The sequence below is a fragment of the Streptomyces monticola genome, assembly GCF_042665355.1.
In the GTDB taxonomy this organism is placed as follows: domain Bacteria; phylum Actinomycetota; class Actinomycetes; order Streptomycetales; family Streptomycetaceae; genus Streptomyces; species Streptomyces monticola.
Map to the genome: position 1 here is coordinate 1 of NZ_JBHTCF010000043.1, position 21,568 is coordinate 21,568.

The following is a 21,568-nucleotide window of genomic DNA, read 5'->3' on the forward strand; positions in this document are numbered from 1 at the left end:
CCGGCGGGCGGCGGCCGGCGCTCCGGGCGAGCAGGCCGCTCCCCCGGTCGCCGAGTGGCCGGCCCTCGGCCCGTACCGCCTGCTGACGGCGCTGCCGCCGGACGCCGCCCACGACCCGTCCGTACGACAGCTGCTCGCCAGGCCCGAACTCGCCCGTACCGCCGAGGTGTTCCTCGACCAGGCGGGCCAGGCGGGCCGCACCGCGAGCACCCTCGGCATCCACCGCCAGACGCTCTACTACCGCCTCTCGCGCGTCGAGCAGCTGACCGGCCTCGACCTGGACGGCGGCGAGGACCGGCTGCTCCTGCACATGGCCCTCAAGGCGGCCCGCCTCACCCGGTGAGCCCGCTTCTGAATCAGTGGGCCTCGCCCGCCCTCCCGAAGCAGCCCCGCCTCACGCCCCGGCCCCTCGGCCCCAACAGGCCGCTGGCGTCCAGGTTCCGGGTGCCCGCAGCGCATGTACGATCGCAGCCGAATCTGCAGGGGACCGCGCGCGGCACACGACGCGACGGCATCGAGCGGGGATCTGCCTTGGCAAGCCCAGAGAGAAGAGCCGGCAAGCCGCACGAGGGAGCGGCCCGGCGCCAGACCCGCAGCGACTATCTCCTGAGCCGCGATGTGATGCTCAAGGCGATCGAACGACTCCTCGTGGACCGCAAGGACGCCCGCTTCAGCCTGGCGCAACTGGCCAAGGAGGCCGGGGTGTCGACGGCCACCGCGTACCGGCACTTCTCGGATGTGCGCCAGGCCATCGAGGCGTACTACGAGAACCTGGTCGACGAGCTCATGGTGGAGATCGTCGCGATCCCCCGCGACGTCTCGCCCATCGAGCGGTTCGAGAAGGCGTGCCGGATCTGGGTCCGGCACGCCTCGCGCTGGAGCCGCGCAGCGGTCTACATCCGCTCGCCCGACGGCTTCCTGGCCCGGCTCAAGGGCGGCGACCCGATGGTGACGCGTATCTACGACGTGCTCGCACCGCTCACCCTCGCGCTGATGGACACCGGCGACATCGCCACGCAGCGGCCCGAGTTCGCGGTGCTGGTCTGGGAGACGCTCTTCGACGAGCGGGTCATCCTGGACCTGATGGACGGCATGCACTGGTCGACGGAGCGGATCGCGGCGGAGCTGACGCAGAGCGCGCTGTGCGCCCTGGGTCACCGCGCCGACTGATCCGCTCCGTCGACCCCCCGTGTGCCCCCGTAAGTCGCCGTGCTCGGCGGCCGGTTGACCCCTGGCCCGCCAGGCCTGCCTCCTCCCTCTGGGCCTCAGCCCACGAGCCCTCTGGCCGACAGCTCCTTCTCCAGCTCCCGCTCAAGCGTGCCCACCGGCTGCTCCGGCATCATCTGCCGCATGGTGTGCACGGTGACGTCGTCGAAGAGCCCCGCCAGGCAGTAGGGCTCGGCGGCCAGGAAGGCGTCGGCCTCCTCGCGGGTCTCGACGCGCAGGGCGAACACCGAGCCGACGGGGTCGCCGTCGTCGGAGAGCAGCGGTCCGCCGAAGACAAGACGGTCCTTCGCGGCGATCATGTACTCGAGGTGCTCGACACGGGTCGCCCGGCGCAGCGCGAGGCCGTCCGGCTTGTCCTTGCAGTAGACGAGAACCAGCACGTCTATTCCTTCCCGCGCCTCTTGGGCAGCGCAATGACCGAGATCCAGGCGGCGAGCAGGAAGACCGCCGCGTTGACCGAGAGCGCACGGACGATACCCGTGGCGAGGGTGCCGCTGGCGGAGACGATGCCGCCGAGGGTGGCGACGCCGAGGCTGCCGCCGATCTGCCGGGCCGTGTTGTTGAGCCCGGAGGCGAGCCCGGCGCGTTCGCTGTCGACCTCGCCGACGGAGACGGAGATGAGCGCGGGCAGCGTCAGGCCGATGCCACTGCCGCACAGTGCCGACGCGGCCACCAGCAGGACGAGTTGGCGCTCCGCGGCGGCCGTCGCGACCAGGGCCACGGCCGCTCCGGCGACGGCCATGCCGCAGGCCGCCGGGGCCCGGCTTCCCCAGCGCTGTGCCGCCCGCCCCGCGAACGTACTGACCACGATGTACGCGCCGAACAGCGGGGCGATGCACAGGCCCGCCACCCCCGCGTCCTTCCCGGCGACCCGGACGAAGTACATGCTGAGCAGGAACAGCAGGCCCAGGGTGCCGAAGTTGAGCAGCAGCGCCGCGGTGTTGGCGCCGCGGAACGCCCGTGACCTGAAGAGCGAGAGCGGCACCAGGGGCGCCGCCGCGGTGCGCTGGGACGCGACGAAGCCGACGGCGAGCAGGGCGCCCGCCACGACCGCCGTCCAGCCCGTGACCGAGGCGCCCTTGGCCGCGGTGAGGCTCTCGACGCCGAAGGCGATACTGGCGAGCGCGGCGAGGGCGAGGAGCTGGCCGCGCCAGTCGAGCCGCCGTTCCACCGTGGCCTGGCGCGGGATGACGCGCGCGCCCGCGGCCATGCCGAGCAGCCCGATGGGCAGATTGATCCAGAACATCCAGCGCCAGCCGAGACCGTCGACGATGAGCCCGCCGAGGGTGGGCCCGGCGACCAGGGCGACCCCGGCCACGGCCGACCACAGGCCGATGGCCCGCGCCCGCCCAGGCCCGTCGAAGTGGTGCACCAGGATGGACAGCGAGGCCACCAGGACGGCTGCCCCGAACAGGCCCTGCACGGCCCGCGCCGTGATCAGTGCGCCGGCGCCGGGGGCGAGGGCACAGGCGACCGAGGCGAGCGTGAATCCGAGCAGGCCGGCCAGGAAGACCTTGCCGCGCCCGATCGCGTCGCCCACGGCGCCGAAGCTGAGCATGCAGGCGGCGTACGTGACGAAGTACGCGTCCACGACCCAGGTGGCCGTCGACGTACCCACGTCCAGATCGGCCTGGACCTCGCTGACGCCGATGTTCACCACGGTCAGATCGAGTTGGGTGACGAACAGACCCACACAGGTGACCAGGAGGATCGAGCGGTCGCGCCACTGTCCGGTGCGGGCGGTGCCCGTGGTGGCGGGCGCCGCCGTCACCGCTGGACCCGCACAGTGCTCTTGTCCGACCCCTTGACTGATCCCTTGACTGGCCCCTGGCCTGAGTGACCCGAGTTACCTGAGAAGAACTTCACAGAAGGAGAATGCTGCCGCAAGCAGCTAAGGGTCAAGGATCGATCCGAACTAGGCCGATAATTACCGGTTGACACCGGCTAGTTGGGTGCTAGCCTCTCGTTTCCCGCCCTCTTTACGGCGAGAAAGTGCGCCCGGAAGCAATCACTTACTGCGATGCTCTTCTCAGATATTTAACGCCCAGTTAATGACCCGACCGAGTCCCGCGGGCAGCCTTGACCAGTCGGACGCCCCGAACTCAGCACCTCAGGAGCCGTGTTGACCGACCTGACGAGCACGCCACCCGCTGCGCCCGGTGAGATGTATCCGCAGGAGACCGGCTTCGCGGTCCTGGACGAGATCAGGGACGCCGCCCTCGAACAGCTCTCGCCCGAGGTCGTGGACTATCTCGAGGGCGGTGCGGGCACGGAGGCGACCCTGCGGGCCAACCGGGGCGCGTTCGGGCGCTGGGCGATCAAACCGCGGCCCATGAGCGGAGTGAGTGGTCCTGACACGGGCACCGAGTTCCTCGGTCTGCCGCTCTCGGCGCCGGTCCTGACCGCACCGTTCGGCGGGGACGGCCTGTTCCACGACGGCGGGCAGATCGCGGTCGCCCGGGCCAACGCCGCCTGCGGTACGGCCTCGATCGTGCCGGAAGCCGGAACGTTCTCGTACGAGCGGGTCGCCGAGGCAGCCCCGGCCGCCGCCCGGATCGCCCAGCTGCACCCCTTCGAGCACTTCGAGGTGAGCGCCGAACGCGCCAGACGCGCCGGGTACACCACGCTGTGCGTCACCGTGGACTGCTCGACGGCCGGGTTCCGGGTACGCAACCGCACCAACCGCTTCAGCCCCGACCTCGCCTACTTCGCCGGCAACCAGGACGGGGTCGGGACCCCGCAGGTGGCCGAGATGTTCGAGCGGCTGCTCGGCCTCTCGACGCCCAGCTGGGACTGGGGCCGCCTGGCCGAGGCGACCAGTCGCTGCGCCCTGCCCTGGATCGCCAAGGGCGTCCTCACCGCCGACGCCGCCGAGCAGGCCATCGCCGCGGGCGCCGCGGCCCTGGTGGTCTCCAACCACGGCGGCCGTCAGCTCGACCCGGCGCCCGCCAGCCTGGACGCGCTGCCGGAGGTCGCCGCCGCGGCGGCCGGGCGGGTGCCGATCGCCCTGGACAGCGGGGTGCGCACCGGCAGCGACATCTTCACGGCGCTCGCCCTCGGCGCCGACGCCGTCCTGATCGGCCGGCTCGCCGCGTACGGCCTGGCGGCGGCGGGCGAGGAGGGCGTACGCCGCACCATCGAACTGCTCACCGAGGAGCTGCGCACGGTGATGATGCTCGCCGGCACGGCCTCGGTCTCCGACATCGACGCGAACTGCCTCACCGAACGGCCCCGTTGAGCTCTCTGAAGTACAGCGCACGTACAGCGCACCCACAGCGCCGCGCGGGCGGGCCACCGACCCCGTCCGCGTGCGGCGCCCGCACCATGCCCTTGCCCGGCCGTGAGAACAGCGCGACCTCTGACCCTGTTCCTGTCCGGCCTGCCACGGCCCGCCCCAGAAGGAGAACCTCTCCATGTCGTACGCCACTCCGAGTACGCCCCTGCGTCTGAGCGATCTGCTCGAGGGCCAGACGGCCAACCACATCATCCTCGCCGCCGATGAACTGGGCTGGTGGAAACAGCTGTTGGGGGATGCGCGCGAGATCGTGCCCACCACGGGCCTGCAGCGTTCGCTCGCGGTCGCGCTGCACCGGATCGGCTGGTTCGAGCCCACCGAGACCGGCTACCGGCTGACCGAGCCGGGCCGTGAGATCGCCTTCAACCGCGGCTTCATACGGGTCACCACGCTCGGCTGGGAGCCCACCTTCCGTGCGCTCGCCACCGACTCCGCCACCGCCGACATGATCCCGGCGAAGACCAGGCCGGCCGAAGTCGCCTGCGGCTGCACCGACATCGCACACCGCCACCCGGAGACGATCAAGTCCATCGCCGCCAGGATCGCCGCCGACCCCGCGCCCGGCACCACCATCGACCTGGGCTGCGCGGACGGCGGCCGGATGCAGGTCATCGGTGAACTCGCGCCCAGCGAACAGCTGGTGGGCGTGGACATCGAGGCCGGCGTCATCGAGGCGGCCAGGGCCCGGCTCGCGCAGACCGAGCTCGCCGAGCGGTTCCGGCTGCGCGCCGGCTCGGTGCAGCCGGGCGGCGCACGCCCCGAGTGGCTGGACGCCGAGGTGCGCGCGGACGTCACCACCGCGCTGACGTTCTTCCTGCTGCACCAGCTGGCCACCGAGAGCGGCGGCATCGACAAGGTGCTGGCGTCCTGGATGGACTGGTTCCCGAACCTGCGCCGCCTGGTGATCGGCGATGTCGTCCGTGCGGAGGGCGAGCGCTGGCACGAACAGCCCTGGTTCGCCCCGACGTTCGAGTTCTACCACGAGGTGACCGGCGTGAAGACCTGGGCCGAGGAGGAGTACACCGAGGCCTTCGCCAAGACCGGCTGGCGGGTCGTGGAGCACCACGACGCCGACCACGAGGTCTTCGAAACCTGGATCCTGGAGCGCTGAACGGTGCTCGAATCCCTCCACGCACGTCTTCCGGGCAAGGTCAGCGAGCGGGCCGCCGATCTGGAGCAGCACAGCGCCGACGAGACGGCCGCGCTGCGACGGCCGCCCGCGGCCGTGGTGTTCGCCACCGACCGCCATGATGTCGTCACCGCTCTCGCCTGGTCGCAGGAGACCCGCACCCCCGTGATCCCTTACGGCGCGGGCACCAGCGCGGAGGGCCACATCGTGCCGCTCGGCGGCGAGATCGCCCTGGATCTCTCGGGCATGGACCGGGTACTCGCCGTGTGCCCGGAGGACTTTCTCGCCGTGGCACAGCCCGGTGTGACACGTACGGCGCTCAACCGTGCGGTCGCGGGCGAGGGCCTCCTCTTCCCCGTGGACCCGGGAGCGGACGCCAGTATCGGCGGCATGGCGGCGACCAACGCAAGCGGCACGACCACCGTCCGCTACGGCGGGATGCGCAGCAATGTGCTCGCGCTCGAAGCGGTCCTGCCCGGCGGAAAGGTGATCCGGTGCGGCCGCGGCGTACGCAAGACGAGCAGCGGCTACGACCTGAAGGACCTGTTCGTCGGCTCGGCGGGGACACTCGCCGTGTTCACCGAGCTGACCGTCGCGCTGCATCCGCAGCCGGCCCATGTGCACGCGCAGCGCCTGGTGTTCGGCACCGTCGCGGGCGCGGTCGCCGCGGCCACCGCCATGATGGCGAGCGCCCTGCCGGTGGCCCGCCTCGAACTGGTCGACACCCTGTCGATGCGGGCCGTCAACCGGCATCTGGGCACGGACTATCCGGAGTCCCCCGCGCTCTTCGTGGAGATGCACTGCTCCAGTGAGGCGGCCCTCGACTCGGAGGCGGAGGAGGTGGCGGCGCTCGCCTGGGACTCGGGTGTCCTCAAGGTGGCGTCGGCGCGCACCGCGGCCGACCGCGCCGCCCTGTGGAGCGCGCGCCATCAGCTGTTCTTCGCGGTCAAGGCGCTGTACCCGGAGCGGCGTTACCTCATCACGGACACGGCCGTACCGCTCTCGCAGGTCGCGGAGATGGTACGGGTCACCGAGAAGGAGGCGGACGCCCTCGGCCTCGATGTGGTGATCGCCGGCCATGTCGCCGACGGCAATGTGCACACCATCGTGCCGGTCGCCCCCGAACAGGCGGACCGGGCCCGGGAGTTCTCCGACCTGCTCGTCGAGCACGCCCTGTCCGTGGGGGGCACGGCGACCGGCGAGCACGGCATCGGGGTGGCCAAGAAGAAGTATCTGCGTCTGGAACACGGGGACGCGGTGGATGTGATGACCGCGGTGAAGGCGGCCATCGACCCGCTCGGACTGCTCAACCCGGGCAAGATCCTGGATCTGCCGCGGTGACCATGCGCAGGCAGTAGCCCTGAGCAGCAAGACGGCGGGGCCGGGGGCACAGTGCCCCCGGCCCCGCCGACATGGCGACTAGTCTGCCAGGTTGACCGAGCGGGCCGACGTGGCGCCGATCTCCGGGGCCAGCTCCGTGAGCACGCCCGGCGGCACCGTGTCGTCGACGGTGAGCACGGCGAGCGCCTCGCCGCCCTCCTCGGCACGGGAGACCTGCATACCCGCGATGTTCAGGCCCGCCTCACCGAGGACCCGGCCGACCATGCCGACGACTCCGGGACGGTCTTCGTAGCGCAGGACCACCATGTGGTCGGCGAGCGCCAGGTCGATGTCGTGCTCGCCGATCGCGACGATCTTCTGCAGATGCTTGGGCCCGGCGAGCGTGCCCGAGACCGAGACCTCTTCGCCGCCGGAGAGCGTGCCGCGCACGGTCACCACATTGCGGTGGTCGGGCGACTCCGAGCTGGTCGTCAGACGGACCTCGACACCACGCTCCTGAGCGAACAGCGGGGCGTTGACATACGACACCGTCTCGTCGACGACATCCTCGAACACGCCCTTGAGTGCGGAGAGTTCGAGCACCTTCACATCGTGCTGGGTGATCTCGCCGTACACCTCGACGTCGAGCCGCACCGCGACCTCGCCCGCGAGCGCCGTGAAGATCCGGCCGAGCTTCTCGGCGAGCGGCAGACCCGGGCGTACGTCCTCGGCGATGACTCCGCCCTGTACGTTCACCGCGTCCGGCACCAGTTCACCGGCGAGCGCGAGCCGGACCGACTTGGCGACGGCGATACCCGCCTTCTCCTGCGCCTCGTCCGTGGAGGCACCGAGGTGCGGGGTGCAGACGACCTGGTCGAACTGGAACAGCGGGGAGTCCGTGCAGGGCTCCTTCGCGTACACGTCCAGGCCCGCGCCGGCGACGCGGCCCTCCTTGAGGGCGGAGAACAGCGCCTCCTCGTCGACGATCCCGCCGCGCGCGGCATTGACGATCCGCACGCTCGGCTTGACCTTGTGCAGCGCCTCGTCACCGATGAGACCGAGGGTCTCGGGGGTCTTGGGCAGGTGCACGGTGATGAAGTCGGAGACCTCGAGCAGCTCGTCGAGGGTCAGCAGCTTGACGCCCATCTGAGCCGCGCGCGCGGGCTGTACGTACGGGTCGTACGCGACGACCTTCATGCCGAACGCGGACATGCGCTGCGCGACGAGGACACCGATACGGCCGAGGCCGACGACGCCGAGGGTCTTCTCGCTGAGCTCGACACCGGTGTACTTCGAGCGCTTCCACTCGCTGTTCTTCAGCGCGGTGTTGGCCTGCGGGATGTTCCGCGCGGTGGCGATCAGCAGACCGCAGGCGAGCTCGGCGGCCGTCACGATGTTGGACGTCGGGGCGTTCACGACCATCACGCCGGCCTTGGTGGCGGCGGATACGTCGACATTGTCCAGACCGACGCCGGCTCGTGCGACGACCTTCAGCTTCTTGGCGGCGGCGATGGCCTCGGCGTCCACCTTGGTGGCGGAGCGGACCAGGATCGCGTCGACGTCGGCGATGGCGGGGATCAGCTCGGCACGGTCCGCGCCGTTGCACTGGCGGATCTCGAAGTCCGGGCCCAGGGCGTCCACCGTGGCGGGCGACAGCTCTTCAGCGATGAGTACGACAGGTTTGGCAGGGTTCGAGCTCACGTGAGTCCTCACAAGTCCATTGCGGACGGCCGTCCCGACGGCCGCAGGCGGTGGAGGGGCAAGCCGCGTGGAAGACGCACGACGCTGTGGGCCTGACGCGTATGTGTTGAGAAGTGTAGTGGGGCCGGGGGCCCCGTTTTCCCCACGTCCGGAAGGATCACCCGGACGGGGAGAATCCTGCGGGAACGACGGCGCGGGCACGGCCCGGAGAACCGGACCGCACCCGCGCCTTGAGGCTTACGCCTCCTCGTCGACCCAGCTCATGAGCTTGCGCAGCTCCTTGCCCGTGGTCTCCAGGAGGTGGTTCTCGTCCTGGGACTTGTACTCGTTGTACTTCTTCAGACCGCCGTGGTACTCGTCCATCCAGTTCTTGGCGAAGGTGCCGTCCTGGATCTCCGCGAGAACCTTCTTCATCTCGGCCTTGGTGGCGTCGGTGATGATCCGCGGGCCGGTGACGTAGTCGCCCCACTCGGCGGTCTCGGAGATCGACCAGCGCATCTTCTCCAGGCCGCCCTCGTACATGAGGTCCACGATGAGCTTCAGCTCGTGCAGGCACTCGAAGTACGCGATCTCCGGCTGGTAGCCGGCCTCGGTGAGGGTCTCGAAGCCCGCCTTCACCAGCGCGGCCGTACCGCCGCAGAGGACGGCCTGCTCACCGAACAGGTCGGTCTCGGTCTCCTCGGTGAAGGTGGTCTTGATGACGCCGGCGCGGGTGCCGCCGATGCCCTTGGCGTACGAGAGCGCGAGCGCGAAGCCGTTGCCGGTCGCGTCCTGCTCGACGGCCGCGATACACGGAACGCCGCGGCCCTCCTCGTACTGGCGGCGGACCAGGTGGCCCGGGCCCTTGGGGGCGACCATGCAGACGTCGACACCGGCCGGCGGCTTGATGAGGCCGAAGCGGATGTTGAGGCCGTGGCCGAAGAAGAGGGCGTCGCCGTCCTTCAGGTTCGGGGCGATGGTCTCCTCGTAGACCTGGGCCTGGATCGGGTCCGGCACCAGGATCATGATGACGTCGGCCTCGGCGGCGGCCTCGGACGGGGTCACCACGCGCAGGCCCTGCTCCTCGGCCTTGGCCTTGGACTTGGAGCCCTCGTGCAGGCCGACGCGCACGTCGACGCCCGAGTCACGCAGGGACAGCGCGTGGGCGTGGCCCTGGCTGCCGTAACCGATGACCGCGACCTTGCGGCCCTGGATGATGGACAGGTCGGCGTCGTCGTCGTAGAACAGCTCGGCCACTTCAGGTCTCTCCTTGGGTCTGGCGCTTTGCCCACACAGTACGTGGGGCGGGCACTACGGGGGTGTGGGGTCTCGGGATGCGGGCCGAAGGTGACGCAAGCCGGTCGACCGGCGTGACCTTCGGCCCTGTTGCTGGGCGTTCTCGTGGCTGCGGCGGAGCGCTTTCGCCGCTCAGGCGGAACGGTCGAGGGCGCGCAGCGAGCGGTCGGTGATGGAGCGCGAGCCGCGGCCGATGGCGATCGTGCCGGACTGGACGAGCTCCTTGATGCCGAAGGGTTCCAGCATCTTCAGCATGGCCTCCAGCTTGTCGCTGGAGCCGGTGGCCTCGATGGTGACCGCCTCGGGCGAGACGTCCACGGTCTTGGCGCGGAACAGCTGCACGATCTCGACGATCTGCGAGCGGGTCTCGTTGTCGGCGCGGACCTTCGCGAGGACGAGTTCGCGCTGGACGGCCTGGCCCGGCTCGAGTTCAACGATCTTCAGCACGTTGACCAGCTTGTTGAGCTGCTTGGTGACCTGCTCCAGCGGCAGGTCCTCCACGTTCACCACGATGGTGATACGGGAGATGTCGGGGTGCTCGGTGACACCGACGGCAAGGGAGTCGATGTTGAAGCCGCGGCGCGAGAACAGGGCGGCGATCCGGGCGAGGATGCCGGGGGTGTTCTCGACCAGGACGGAGAGCGTGTGCTTGGACATGTCTCTTGGTCTCTCTTTCGCTCTCGGTCGCTCAGTCATCTGTCATGTCGCCGAAGTCGGGGCGCACGCCCCGGGCGGCCATGACCTCGTCGTTGGACGTGCCGGCGGCGACCATCGGCCACACCTGGGCGTCCTCGTGGACGATGAAGTCGACCACGACGGGACGGTCGTTGATCTCATTCGCCTTGGCGATCACCGCGTCGAGCTCGGACGGGTCCTCGCACCGCATCGCGACACAGCCCATCGCCTCGGACAGCTTCACGAAGTCCGGCACCCGGGTGCCGCGACGGGCCCCCGCGCTGGCGCCGACCTGGCAGCCGGCGTCGTCGTGACCGGTGTCGTCGGAGTGCAGGACGGTGTTGGAGTAGCGGCCGTCGTAGAACAGGTTCTGCCACTGGCGGACCATGCCGAGCGCACCGTTGTTGATGATCGCGACCTTGATCGGGATGTTGTTCAGCGCGCAGGTGACCAGCTCCTGGTTGGTCATCTGGAAGCAGCCGTCGCCGTCGATCGCCCAGACCGGGGTGTCGGGGCGGCCGGCCTTGGCGCCCATCGCGGCCGGGACCGCGTACCCCATGGTTCCGGCGCCGCCGGAGTTGAGCCAGGTCGCGGGCTTCTCGTAGTCGATGAAGTGCGCGGCCCACATCTGGTGCTGGCCGACACCCGCCGCGAAGATCGTGTTCTCGGGGGCGAGCTGACCGATGCGCTGGATGACCTGCTGCGGGGAGAGGCTGCCGTCCTCGGGCAGGTCGTAGCTGAGCGGGTACGCGTCGCGCCAGCGGTTGAGCAGCTCCCACCAGTCCTCGTATCCGCTGCGGGCGGCCTCGCCCGCGTTGCCCTCGGAGAGCTCGGCCTGCAGGGCCTGCACCAGATCGGCGATGACCTCGCGGGCGTCGCCCACGATCGGCACGTCGACCTCGCGGTTCTTGCCGATCTCGGCCGGGTCGATATCGGCGTGGATGACCTTGGCGTGCGGCGCGAAGCTGTCCAGCTTGCCCGTCACGCGGTCGTCGAAGCGGGTGCCGAGGGCGATCAGCAGATCCGCTTTCTGCAGCGCGGTGACGGCGGTGACCGCACCGTGCATACCGGGCATTCCCACGTGCAGCTCGTGACTGTCGGGGAATGCGCCGAGCGCCATCAGTGTGGTGGTGACGGGCGCCCGGGTGAGCTCTGCCAGGACCTTCAACTCGGCGGTGGCACCGGCCTTGATGACACCGCCGCCGACGTACAGGACGGGCCGCTTGGCCGCCGCGATCAGCTTGGCGGCCTCACGGATCTGCTTGGCGTGCGGCTTGGTCACCGGGCGGTAGCCGGGCAGGTCGGTCTGCGGCGGCCAGCTGAAGGTGGTCTTCGCCTGCAGCGCGTCCTTGGCGATGTCGACCAGGACCGGGCCCGGACGGCCGGTGGAGGCGATGTGGAAGGCCTCGGCGATCGTCTTCGGGATGTCCTCGGCCTTGGTGACCAGGAAGTTGTGCTTGGTGATCGGCATCGTGATGCCGCAGATGTCCGCCTCCTGGAAGGCGTCCGTGCCGATGGCCTTGGAGGCGACCTGTCCGGTGATCGCGACCAGCGGCACCGAGTCCATGTGTGCGTCGGCGATCGGGGTCACGAGGTTGGTGGCGCCGGGGCCCGAAGTCGCCATGCAGACACCGACCTTGCCGGTGGCCTGCGCGTAACCGGTGGCGGCGTGGCCCGCGCCCTGCTCGTGCCTGACCAGGACGTGGCGGACCTTGGAGGAGTCCATCAGCGGGTCGTACGCCGGCATGATCGCGCCGCCAGGGATGCCGAATACCGTCTCGGCCCCGACTTCCTCGAGAGAACGAATGAGGGACTGCGCACCCGACAGCTGCTCGGCGGGGGCGGAGTGGTGTCCTGAGGATCGGGGCCGCGGCTGCGGATGGGCCCCGGTGGCCTGCTCGGTCATCGGCGTCTCTTCTCGAAGCTAAGGGTGTTTTGCGAGGGTATGTGAGGTGCCAGTGCAACAAAAAACCCCTCGTGCCCGGAGGCAAGCGAGGGGAGCGCGTCGGTGCCGTAGCGCTGAGTTTCGTTCTGCGTTCATCGCAGACTCAGCCTTAGCCGACGCGCCGTCCAAGTACGAGAATTCGGGTGCGCATGGCATTGACCCTCCCCCTGACACCCGGTGACTGTCAAGTGGGTGGGATGGCCGTCTCATTATGTGAGCGCGCCGTGGAACTCCCGATGACCGTGCCCCCCACGAACACCGGCTCGGCCGGTCCCTGGGGCAGCGGATAGTGGCCGCCGGTGAGCGCCCGGCGCAGCCGGTACTCGTCGAGCGGACCGGAGAAGGCCATGCCCTGGCCGTGCGTACAGCCCATGTCCCGGAGCGCGATGACCTGCTCGGGGAGGTCCACACCGTCCGCGACGGTGTGCAGGCCGAGATCGCCCGCGATCCGCAGCAGACCACTGGTGATCTTGTGCAGCCTGGCCGATTCCACCACCCCCTCGACGAGGGAGCGGTCGAGCTTCAGTACGTCCACGGGGAGCCGGCGCAGTGCGTTGATCGCGGCATAGCCGCTGCCGAAGCCGTCGAGCGCGATCCGTACGCCGAGCCGGCGCAGCGAGGTGAGCCTGCGCTCCAGCTCGTCGAGCGGCACACGCGGGTCGCTGTCGGCCAGCTCGATGATGAGCGCGCCCGAAGGCAGTCCGTGCCGGGTCAGGAGCGCCTCGATGGAGCCGAGGGGCATCGAACGGTCGAGCAGCCGGTGGGCGCTCATCCGGACCGCGACGGGGATGGCGTGCCCGGTGCCGGCGCGCTCGGCGGCCTGCTCCACGGCCTCCTCCAGCATCCAGCGGCCGAGCTCGGCCGTGCGGTCGTTGTCGTCGGCGACCCGCAGAAACTCGGCCGGCGTGAACAGGATGCCCTGGGCGGAGCGCCATCTCGCCTGGGCGGCGACGGCGGTGATCCGTCCGGCATCGAGTGACACCACCGGCTGGTGCAGGAGCGCGAACTCGCCCTCGTGCAGGGCCGTGCGCAGGCGTGAGGCGAGCTCTGCCTTGCGGACCACCTCGGCCTGCATCTGCGGGGCGTACAGGACGACACGGCCCTTGCCGGCGGCTTTCGCGCGGTACATCGCCAGGTCGGCGTTGCGCAGCAACTCCCCTGCGGTGACACCGGGTTCGGCGAAGGCCACGCCGATGGAGGCGGCGACCCGGACGTCCTGGCCGTCGATGACATACGGCTCGGAGAGTCTCAGGCGCAGCCGGTCGGCGAGCTCGAAGATATGTCGCTCGCGGGCCGTGCGGTCGCGGGTGCCGTCGCCCAGGATGAGGGCCGCGAACTCATCGCCGCCGAGGCGGGCCGCGGTGTCCCCCGAGCGCACGGATTCGGCCAGTCTGCGGGCGGCCTGGACGAGGAGCTCGTCGCCCGCCTGGTGCCCGATGGTGTCGTTGACCGCCTTGAAGCCGTCGAGGTCGATGAAGAGCACGGCCGTGCCGCGGTCGGTGATCCGTCTGCCGTTCAGGGCCTGGCCGACGCTCTTGGTGAACAGGGCGCGGTTGGGCAGGTCGGTGAGCGGATCGTGCTCGGCATTGTGCTGCAGCTGTGCCTGCAGACGGACTCGTTCGGTCACATCACGGCTGTTGAAGATGAGGCCGCCGTGGTGCCGGTTGACCGTCGACTCCACGTTGAGCCAGGAGCCCGCGCCGGACTTGAAGCGGCATTCGATACGGGTCGTGGGTTCCTCGTACGGCTTGGCGGCGAGGAATCTGCGGATCTCGTGCGCCACGCGGCCGAGATCCTCGGGGTGGATCAGGGTGGCCAGCTCGGACCCCACCAGTTCCTCCGCGTCCCGGTCCCAGACCCCGGCGGCGGCAGGGCTGACGTACCGCAGGATGCCGTTCGGTGCGGCGATCATGATGACGTCGCTCGAGCCCTGCACCAGGGAGCGGAAGTGGTTCTCCTTCTGGGCCAGCTCCTGGGTGAGCGTGATGTTGTCGAGCAGCATGATGGCCTGGCGCACCACCAGGGCGAGCACCACGGTGCAGGCCGTGAAGAGCACGACGCGGTCGATGCTGCGGCCGTTGAGGGTGTTGTAGAGAATCCCCAACGTGCAGACGGCGGCGGCCAGATACGGGGTGAGCGCGGCGAGTGAGCCAGCGATCGGGCGGGTGCCGCGCGCGGTGCGGCGGCTGATGGGCCCGCTGCCGGTCCAGGTCCGCTCGACGGCCGGCTCTGACTGCGGCTGCGGGTTCCCGCGGGTGGTGACCCATGGGGCGTAGGCGAGCAGCAGGGAGCCGGCGAACCAGCCGGCGTCCAGGATCTGGCCCGAGCGGTACGCCTCCCGCAGCAGTGGCGAGGTGAACAGGGCGTCGCACATCACGGTCAGGGCGAGCGCGGCGATCGCGGTGTTGATCGCCGAGCGGTTGGCCGCCGAGCGCCGGAAGTGCAGCGCGAGGACCATGCTGACCAGGGCGATGTCGAGCAGCGGATACGCGAGCGACAGCGCTGCGTGCGCGACACTGATATCCCCGAACTCCGCCGTGTGCGCGAGGGCCAGGCTCCAGGAGAGAGTGAGCAGCGAGCCGCCGATGAGCCATGAGTCCAGCGACAGACAGACCCAACCGGCTCTTGTGACCGGCCTCTTGGCGAGGACCAGGAGCCCGACGATGGCGGGCGGCGCGAAGCACAGGAAGAGCAGATCGGCGAAGCTCGGGCTCGGCACGGGTCGTTGGAGCACGACTTCGTACCAGCCCCATACGGCATTGCCGAGTGACGCCATCGCGGAGGACAGCGCGAAGAGGAGCCAGGCGGGTCGAAAACGGCTGCGCCGCCTGCGGGCGTAGAGGAAGCAGGAGACGGCTGCCGTGGCCGCGGCGGCGCTCAGGCCGAAGTCCCCCATCACCAGGGCGAGCTCGGGAGAGCCCCAGCCGAGCGCGGAGCCCGTGGCATAGCCCGCGCAGACGAACGCGAGCAGCAGCTGCGACACCAGTCCGGACCGGCCGGGGCCTGGCGCGGGACCGCGGGTCAGCAGCGCCCCTTGGGCGCTCACCGGGTCGCCCGCCTCAGCTGGCTGGTCCACGCTCTGCGGGCCATCACGGCCCGGCCGAGCGGCAGTTCGCGAGTCGGCGCGCGCAAGGGTCGCCGTCGGCGGCCCCGCCGCGTCGGAGTGTTCGTCCATAGGCCGTGCATCGCCCGTCGCCCCCCTCGCTGTTCTCTGAATTTCTCCCCGGCGCCGAATGGTGCGCGGCGCAGCCCCTGTCGGGACGATACACCAGTCTCGTCACTCAGGGACATAGTTCCTCTACTCTCCGTAACGACCAGCGGCGATGCGGGCACTGGGCGCATGTGAGCAGATGCAGAGAGTGCGCGAACCGGTGCTGGATGCGCCGGTTCGGGACGCTATGCGGTGACGTGTACGACGTTGTCGAGGGGCTCTCCGGCAACGTACCGGCTCAACTGGCTTACGAGGAGGCGTTTCGCGCGCGGCAGGAACGCGGAGCTGCTGCCGCCCACATGCGGACTGATGAGGAGATTGGGGGCGTGCCACATCGGGTGCCCTGCGGGCAGCGGCTCCGGGTCCGTGACATCAACTGCGGCGCTGATGCGTCCGGTTTCGAGCTCGGCGAGCAGCGCCTTGGTGTCGACGACGGGGCCGCGGGCGACGTTCACCAGGAGGGCGCCGTCCTTCATCCCGGCCAGGAACCCGGCGTTCGCCAGGCCCTTGGTCTGCTCGGTGAGCGGGGTGCAGAGGATCACCACGTCGGCCTCGGCGAGCAGGGCGGGCAGTTCGTTCAGCGGGTGCACCGCACCGCGCTCCGTCGTGCGTGCGGAGCGCGCGACGCGCGCCACCCGCGTGCATTCGAAGGGGGCGAGCCGGTCCTCGATGGCGGCGCCGACCGAGCCGTAGCCGACGATGAGCACGGACTTGTCGGCGAGCGCAGGATAGAAGCCGGAGCGCCACTCCTCCTGCTGCTGCCCCGCCACGAACCGGGGGATGCCGCGCAGTGAGGACAGGATGAGCGTGAGCGCCAGCTCCGCCGTGGACGCGTCGTGGACTCCGCGCGCGTTGCAGACCCGTACGCCGGCAGGTAGCCGGTCGACGCCGGGCAGGATGTGGTCCATTCCCGCGGTCAGGGTCTGTACGACACCTACGGACGTCATGGCGGACAGCGGACGGACCGAGACCTCGGCGCTCTTCATGTACGGCACCACATAGAAAGCGCAGTCGGCCGGATCGGCCGGGAAATCCTCTTCGCCGTCCCACACGCGGTAGTCGAAGCCTTCGGGAAGGCCGGGCACGGTGTCCGCCGCGAACGGCAGCCATACATCTGCGTTCATGGCCAGAGGCTAACCGGCCACATCCGCGGAGGCCCAGGCACGGTCGGGAGGCTGTGCGCGGGCGTGCGGGTGGCAAGGGTTAGTTTGGGGCGCGGATCAGAACGTGGGGAGGCACGGGCAGGTGGAGCGCAGGACGATCGGGGCTGCGGCGCTCGAAGTGGGGGCGGTCGGCCTCGGCTGCATGCCGATGAGCTGGGCGTACACCGGCTCGCAGCAGCACGGCGAGGAGTCCCTACGCACGGTCCACGCCGCACTGGACGCCGGCTCGAACCTCCTGGACACGGCTGACATGTACGGGCCGTTCACCAATGAGCTGCTCGTGGGACGCGTGCTCAAGGAGCGCCGCGCGGACGCCTTCGTATCGACCAAGTGCGGGCTCCTCGTGGGCGAGCAGCACATCGTGGCGAACGGCCGCCCCGGCTATGTGAAGCGGGCCTGCGACGCGTCGCTGCGGCGGCTGCAGACGGATGTCATCGACCTGTACCAGCTGCACCGGGCCGACCCGGAAGTGCCCGTCGAGGAGACCTGGGGCGCGATGGCGGAGCTGGTCACGGCGGGCAAGGTGCGCTCGCTCGGTCTGTGCGCGGTGGGGGCGCGGAGTCAAAGAGGAGCGGCGCGCAGCGCCTCCTTGCAAGGGCGGTGGCGGGAGACGGGTGGGCGCAGGTCGGGGGCGTCTCTGCACGACGCGACGATCCGGCAGCTGGAGCGGGTGCAGCAGGTGTTCCCGGTGAGCACGGTGCAGGCCGAGCTGTCGGTGTGGTCGCCCGAGGCTCTGGACGCGCTGCTGCCGTGGTGCGAGGCGCGCGGCGTGGGCTTCCTGGCCGCGATGCCGCTGGGCAACGGCTATCTGACCGGCACCCTGACGCCGGGGCAGGGCTTCGAGCCGGACGACGTGCGGGCCCGGCATCCGCGCTTCACCGCCGAGATGATGGCGGCGAACCAGCCGATCGTGGTGGGCCTGCGGCGGATCGCCGGCCGGCACGGGCCCGGCGTGACTCCGGCCCAGGTCGCCCTGGCCTGGGTGCTGTCACGCGGCCGGCACGTGGTGCCGGTGCCGGGCTCGAAGCGCGAGCGCTGGGCGGCGGAGAACGCGGCGGCGGCCGGACTCGCCCTGACGGACCGGGACTTGGCGGAGATCGCGGGGCTGCCGGGGGCACTGGGGTCCTGGGAGTAGGAGCCTTGTGGGTGGGGCGTGTGGGGCGGTCGTTGCCGGACCGGCTGACGGGTGCTCTGTGCCGGAAGGGGCGACGGAACGCCGGAATGGGTTCCGCGTTGGTGGGAACCTGAGCGCCTCGAGCGGTGTATGAACAGTAGAAGCTGCCGCCGTCGAAGGGACCCTGACCGTGCAACGACCTGCTGTGACGGCTGTGTTGGCCCTCTCCGCACTGCTCCTGGCCGGATGCTCGGGAGGGGACGGCGGCGGGACGGAGAAGGAGAAGCGCCCCGCGTCGAGCCCCGGAAAGTCCGGCGGCAATCCCTCGCCGGACCCGGACGCACCGCCCGCCAAGGGCGAGGTGAAGGTGGCGGGCACGCTCACCGAGAACCTGAAGTCCCCCTGGGGGCTCGCCGCCCTGCCCGGCACCGAAGGCGATCTCCTGGTCTCCTCCCGTGACGAGGGGACGATCACCCGGATCGACGGCAAGAGCGGAAAGAAGACCGCGCTCGGCTCCGTGCCGGGTGTCGCCCCGGGCGGCGAGGGCGGCCTGATGGGCCTCGCCGTCTCCCCGGACTACGCCTCGGACCACATGGTGTACGCGTACTTCACCACCGAGTCGGACAACCGCATCGCCCGCATGCTGTACGACGAGAAGAAGCCCGCCGGTCAGCAACTCGGCGCTCCGGACACCGTGTTCAAGGGCATCCCGAAGGGCACCGTCCACAACGGCGGCCGGATCGCCTTCGGCCCCGACAAGATGCTGTACGCGGGCACGGGCGAGACCGGTGACACGGGCCTGGCCCAGGACAAGAAGTCCTTCGGCGGCAAGATCCTGCGCATGACCCCGGACGGCCGCCCCGCCGAGGGCAACCCGGACTCCGGCTCGGTGGTGTATTCGTACGGCCACCGCAATGTCCAGGGCCTGGCCTGGGACCGCGCGAAGCGGCTGTGGGCGGCCGAGTTCGGCCAGGACACCTGGGACGAGCTGAACCTGATCAAGCCCGGTGGGAACTACGGCTGGCCGGAGGCCGAGGGCAAGGGCGACGACGAGCGCTATGTGAACCCAGTGGCGCAGTGGCGCACGGAGGACGCCTCCCCCAGTGGCATCGCCTGGGCCGAGGGCTCGATCTGGATGGCCGGGCTCAGGGGCGAGCGGCTGTGGCGCATTCCGCTGGACGGCGAGAAGGCGCTCGCGGAGCCGCAGGCGTTCCTGGAGGGCGAGCACGGCCGGCTGCGCACCGTGCTCACGGAGAGCGGCGGCAAGATGTGGCTGCTGACCAACGAGACAGATTCACGGGGGACGCCGGAGAAGGGAGACGACCGGGTGCTGCGCCTTGAGGTGAAGTGATCTGCTCTTGGGGTCGCCTTGAGGCGCAGTGATCTGTCCTTGGGGTCGCCTTGAGGCGCAGTGATCTGCCCTTGGGGTCACCTTGAGGCGCAGTGATCTGCCCTTGGGGTCAAGTGATCTGACCGCGGCCGGGGTTCAGGGCTTGGGCGGCTGTGGCGGCACCCGGACGACCACCTTGCCGGAGGTGAGGTCTATGGGGCCCTGGCCCGGGTCCCCGTCGTTCAGATCGACCTTGGTCAGTTCGAGGCGCTTGCGTTCATCATCGGTGTGCTTGCGTCCGGGTGCGAACAGTGCCTCGATCATGTTGAACATGACGCCCCTTCCACCGGGTCCTCACTTCAGCGTACGTGCTCCCCGCCGTTACCCGGCGGGCCCGGCCGGCTCAGCGGGCTCGGTGGGCTCGGTGGGCTCGGTGGGGAACAGCCGCAGCCGGTGGGCAAGGGCCGCCGCCTCCCCGCGGGCCGAGACGCCGAGCTTGGCCAGGATGTTGGAGACATGCACGCTGGCGGTCTTCGGTGAGATGAAGAGTTCCTCGGCGATCTGACGGTTGCTGCGGCCCAGGGTGACCAGGCGCAGCACATCCCGCTCGCGGCTGGTGAGGCCGAGGGCCTCCACCGGGTCGTCGGGCCGCCGCGGCGCCGGTGGTGCGCTCTCCTCGGGGGCGGTCAGGCCGAGGCGGGCGCGCTGGGCGAGCAGGGCGATGTCCTCGGCGAGGGGGCGGGCGGCGAGTTCGTCGGCGGTGCCGCGGGCCTGCCGCAGCAGCTCGGCGGCGCGGCTGCGGGCCGTCTCGTCGGGGCCGGAGGCGAGCAGGGCCTCGGCGGTGCGGTGGCGCACCCGGGCCAGGTCGAAGGGGCGCTCCAGGGGCTCGAAGGCGGTCAGGGCCGCCGTCCAGTCGGCGACGGTGTCGCGATTCTCCGCGCGGGCCAGTTCGGCCCTGACCCAGTGGTCGTGGGCGAGCCAGACGGGCACCGGGGTGGCGAGGGACTTGACGGCCCGGCGGATGTGGTCGAGGGCCTCGGCGCGGCCGGGCTCGGCGGCGGGCAGCCCGCGGGCGTCGGCCTCCGCGGTGGCAGCGGTGAGCACCAGCGGCCAGCCGTACCGCTGGGTGCCCGGGGGCAGCCCCTCATCGGCCAGACGCCGCAGCTCCTCGCGTATCTCCAGGATGCGGCCCTCGTGGGCGGCGATGCCGAGCGAGATGGTGATCAGCGGCAGGGAGTACTGCGGCTGGGGGTCATGGGTGCCGAAGTGCCCGTGGGCCACGGCGAGTTGGTGTGCGGCGGTGGCGAGGTCGCCGCGGTACAGCGCGAGACGGGCAAGGCGTTCGGCGGCGGAGCCGCGGGGCTTGGAGCTGTGGGCGGTGCGCTGCGCCTGCTCGACGGAGGTGAGCACATCGTGCCAGCGGCCGAGGGTCAGCTGGGCCTCGGCGAGGTTGCCCCAGACCCAGCATTCGGTGTCGAGGAGGCCGTAGGTGCGGCAGAACTCGATGCCCTTGACGGCGGCCTGGACGGAGTCGGCGGAGCGGCCCACTCCTTCCAGGGCGGAGGGCAGGTTGATGTGCACCCGGCTGAGGTCGGCGACCAGGCCTTCGGCGATCACCCGTTCCCGTACGTGGTGCATCTCGGCTAGCCCGCGCTCCACGTCGCCGGACTCGACGAGCAGTCCGCCGCGGGTGAGGCGGGCGTTCATCTCGATGCTTTCGGCCCCGACCATGCGGGCGTACTCGACGGCCCGCTCGGCGGCGGCCATGGTCTCCGGGCCCGGCTCGTGCAGGGAGCCCCAGGATGCGCGGTGGGTGAGGACCTCGGCGTGCACGACGGACGGCGGCAGGCCGCGGATCAGCTCCTCGGCCTTGGCGGTCTCCGACCGGCCGTCACCGCGGCCGAGCGTGGAGACGAGCCGGGAGCGCTGCACCCAGAACCAGGCGGCACGCAGGGGGTCGCCCTGTCCCGGGGCCGGGAAGGAGCCGGCCGGGGCCGGGACGGGGAAGCGGTCGGCCGGGGCCGGGGCGGGGAAGGGGTCGTCCTGGGCCGGGGCGGGGAAGCGGTCGGCCGGGGCCGGGGCGGGGAAGGGGTCGTCCTGGGCCGGGGCGGGGAAGCGGTCGGCCTGGGCCGGGGCGGGGAAGCGGTCGTCCTGGGCCGGGGCGGGGAAGCGGTCGTCCTGGG

General features: G+C 70.7%; 17 protein-coding genes. 7 read left to right on the plus strand and 10 right to left on the minus strand.

The genetic code is table 11. The features are described from left to right. Both ACFQVC_RS41850 and ACFQVC_RS41855 read left to right on the plus strand, forming a co-directional pair. Positions 1-343 (plus strand): PucR family transcriptional regulator (locus tag ACFQVC_RS41850; RefSeq protein WP_381841845.1); only part of this gene is annotated, 343 nt, incomplete at its 5' end. 188 nt (positions 344-531) lie between these two features. Next, complete coding sequence (locus tag ACFQVC_RS41855; protein WP_381841848.1) at positions 532-1,170, plus strand: TetR/AcrR family transcriptional regulator; 639 nt, start codon at positions 532-534, stop codon at positions 1,168-1,170. Between the two features lie 95 nt (positions 1,171-1,265). Here the strand turns inward: ACFQVC_RS41855 and ACFQVC_RS41860 are convergent, their stop codons facing one another. Then, positions 1,266-1,607 carry a YciI family protein gene (locus ACFQVC_RS41860; RefSeq protein ID WP_381841851.1) on the minus strand — a complete coding sequence of 114 codons (342 nt, stop codon included), beginning with the start codon at positions 1,605-1,607 and terminating at the stop codon, positions 1,266-1,268. 2 nt (positions 1,608-1,609) lie between these two features. Beyond that, entirely contained in the window at positions 1,610-2,998 is a 1,389-nt protein-coding gene (locus ACFQVC_RS41865) for an MFS transporter (RefSeq protein WP_381841854.1), read from the minus strand. Positions 2,999-3,349: 351 nt separating this feature from the next. On the opposite strand from ACFQVC_RS41865, the gene ACFQVC_RS41870 reads away from it, so the two are divergent. The 3 genes from ACFQVC_RS41870 to ACFQVC_RS41880 all read left to right on the plus strand — a co-directional run bounded on the left by ACFQVC_RS41870 (position 3,350) and on the right by ACFQVC_RS41880 (position 6,992). After that, positions 3,350-4,465 carry an alpha-hydroxy acid oxidase gene (locus ACFQVC_RS41870; RefSeq protein WP_381841857.1) on the plus strand — a complete coding sequence of 372 codons (1,116 nt, stop codon included), beginning with the start codon at positions 3,350-3,352 and terminating at the stop codon, positions 4,463-4,465. A 175-nt stretch (positions 4,466-4,640) separates the two neighbouring features. Next, complete coding sequence (locus ACFQVC_RS41875) at positions 4,641-5,633, plus strand: hypothetical protein (protein ID WP_381841860.1); 993 nt, start codon at positions 4,641-4,643, stop codon at positions 5,631-5,633. Positions 5,634-5,636: 3 nt separating this feature from the next. Continuing rightward, positions 5,637-6,992: an FAD-binding oxidoreductase gene (locus ACFQVC_RS41880; protein WP_381841863.1), complete on the plus strand. Its 1,356-nt coding sequence runs from the start codon at positions 5,637-5,639 to the stop codon at positions 6,990-6,992. A gap of 78 nt (positions 6,993-7,070) precedes the next feature. Here ACFQVC_RS41880 and serA read toward each other — a convergent pair whose 3' ends face one another. The 6 genes from serA to ACFQVC_RS41910 all read right to left on the minus strand — a co-directional run bounded on the left by serA (position 7,071) and on the right by ACFQVC_RS41910 (position 16,902). Then, positions 7,071-8,672: a phosphoglycerate dehydrogenase gene (gene serA / locus ACFQVC_RS41885; RefSeq protein ID WP_381841866.1), complete on the minus strand. Its 1,602-nt coding sequence runs from the start codon at positions 8,670-8,672 to the stop codon at positions 7,071-7,073. Between the two features lie 237 nt (positions 8,673-8,909). After that, positions 8,910-9,908, minus strand: a complete 999-nt coding sequence (gene ilvC / locus ACFQVC_RS41890) for a ketol-acid reductoisomerase (protein WP_381841869.1) — start codon at positions 9,906-9,908, stop codon at positions 8,910-8,912. A gap of 171 nt (positions 9,909-10,079) precedes the next feature. Then, positions 10,080-10,604, minus strand: coding sequence for an acetolactate synthase small subunit (gene ilvN, locus ACFQVC_RS41895; protein WP_282546380.1), 525 nt, complete (start codon positions 10,602-10,604; stop codon positions 10,080-10,082). A gap of 31 nt (positions 10,605-10,635) precedes the next feature. Next, entirely contained in the window at positions 10,636-12,528 is a 1,893-nt protein-coding gene (locus ACFQVC_RS41900) for an acetolactate synthase large subunit (RefSeq protein ID WP_381841873.1), read from the minus strand. 223 nt (positions 12,529-12,751) lie between these two features. After that, on the minus strand, positions 12,752-15,643 hold the full coding sequence (locus tag ACFQVC_RS41905) for a putative bifunctional diguanylate cyclase/phosphodiesterase (protein WP_381841876.1): 2,892 nt from the start codon (positions 15,641-15,643) through the stop codon (positions 12,752-12,754). A gap of 320 nt (positions 15,644-15,963) precedes the next feature. Beyond that, on the minus strand, positions 15,964-16,902 hold the full coding sequence (locus tag ACFQVC_RS41910) for a 2-hydroxyacid dehydrogenase (protein ID WP_381841879.1): 939 nt from the start codon (positions 16,900-16,902) through the stop codon (positions 15,964-15,966). 121 nt (positions 16,903-17,023) lie between these two features. On the opposite strand from ACFQVC_RS41910, the gene ACFQVC_RS41915 reads away from it, so the two are divergent. Both ACFQVC_RS41915 and ACFQVC_RS41920 read left to right on the plus strand, forming a co-directional pair. Then, positions 17,024-18,076 (plus strand): aldo/keto reductase, encoded by a 1,053-nt coding sequence (locus ACFQVC_RS41915; RefSeq protein WP_381841882.1) that lies wholly within the window; start codon positions 17,024-17,026, stop codon positions 18,074-18,076. 184 nt (positions 18,077-18,260) lie between these two features. Beyond that, positions 18,261-19,406 (plus strand): PQQ-dependent sugar dehydrogenase, encoded by a 1,146-nt coding sequence (locus tag ACFQVC_RS41920; RefSeq protein WP_381841885.1) that lies wholly within the window; start codon positions 18,261-18,263, stop codon positions 19,404-19,406. Positions 19,407-19,541: 135 nt separating this feature from the next. Here ACFQVC_RS41920 and ACFQVC_RS41925 read toward each other — a convergent pair whose 3' ends face one another. Then, entirely contained in the window at positions 19,542-19,718 is a 177-nt protein-coding gene (locus ACFQVC_RS41925) for a DUF6191 domain-containing protein (protein ID WP_381841888.1), read from the minus strand. Between the two features lie 48 nt (positions 19,719-19,766). Further along, positions 19,767-21,568: LuxR C-terminal-related transcriptional regulator (locus ACFQVC_RS41930; RefSeq protein ID WP_381841891.1), on the minus strand; the 1,802-nt coding region annotated here is incomplete at its 5' end.

What these genes read in the sequence shown, in the direction of transcription:
- ACFQVC_RS41900 (WP_381841873.1), bottom strand. Translation starts at nt 12,528, where the DNA reads ATGACCGAGCAGGCCACCGGGGCCCATCCGCAGCCGCGGCCCCGATCC.
- ilvN (WP_282546380.1), bottom strand. Translation starts at nt 10,604, where the DNA reads ATGTCCAAGCACACGCTCTCCGTCCTGGTCGAGAACACCCCCGGCATC.
- ACFQVC_RS41910 (WP_381841879.1), bottom strand. Translation starts at nt 16,902, where the DNA reads ATGAACGCAGATGTATGGCTGCCGTTCGCGGCGGACACCGTGCCCGGC.
- ACFQVC_RS41925 (WP_381841888.1), bottom strand. Translation starts at nt 19,718, where the DNA reads ATGTTCAACATGATCGAGGCACTGTTCGCACCCGGACGCAAGCACACC.
- ACFQVC_RS41875 (WP_381841860.1), top strand. Translation starts at nt 4,641, where the DNA reads ATGTCGTACGCCACTCCGAGTACGCCCCTGCGTCTGAGCGATCTGCTC.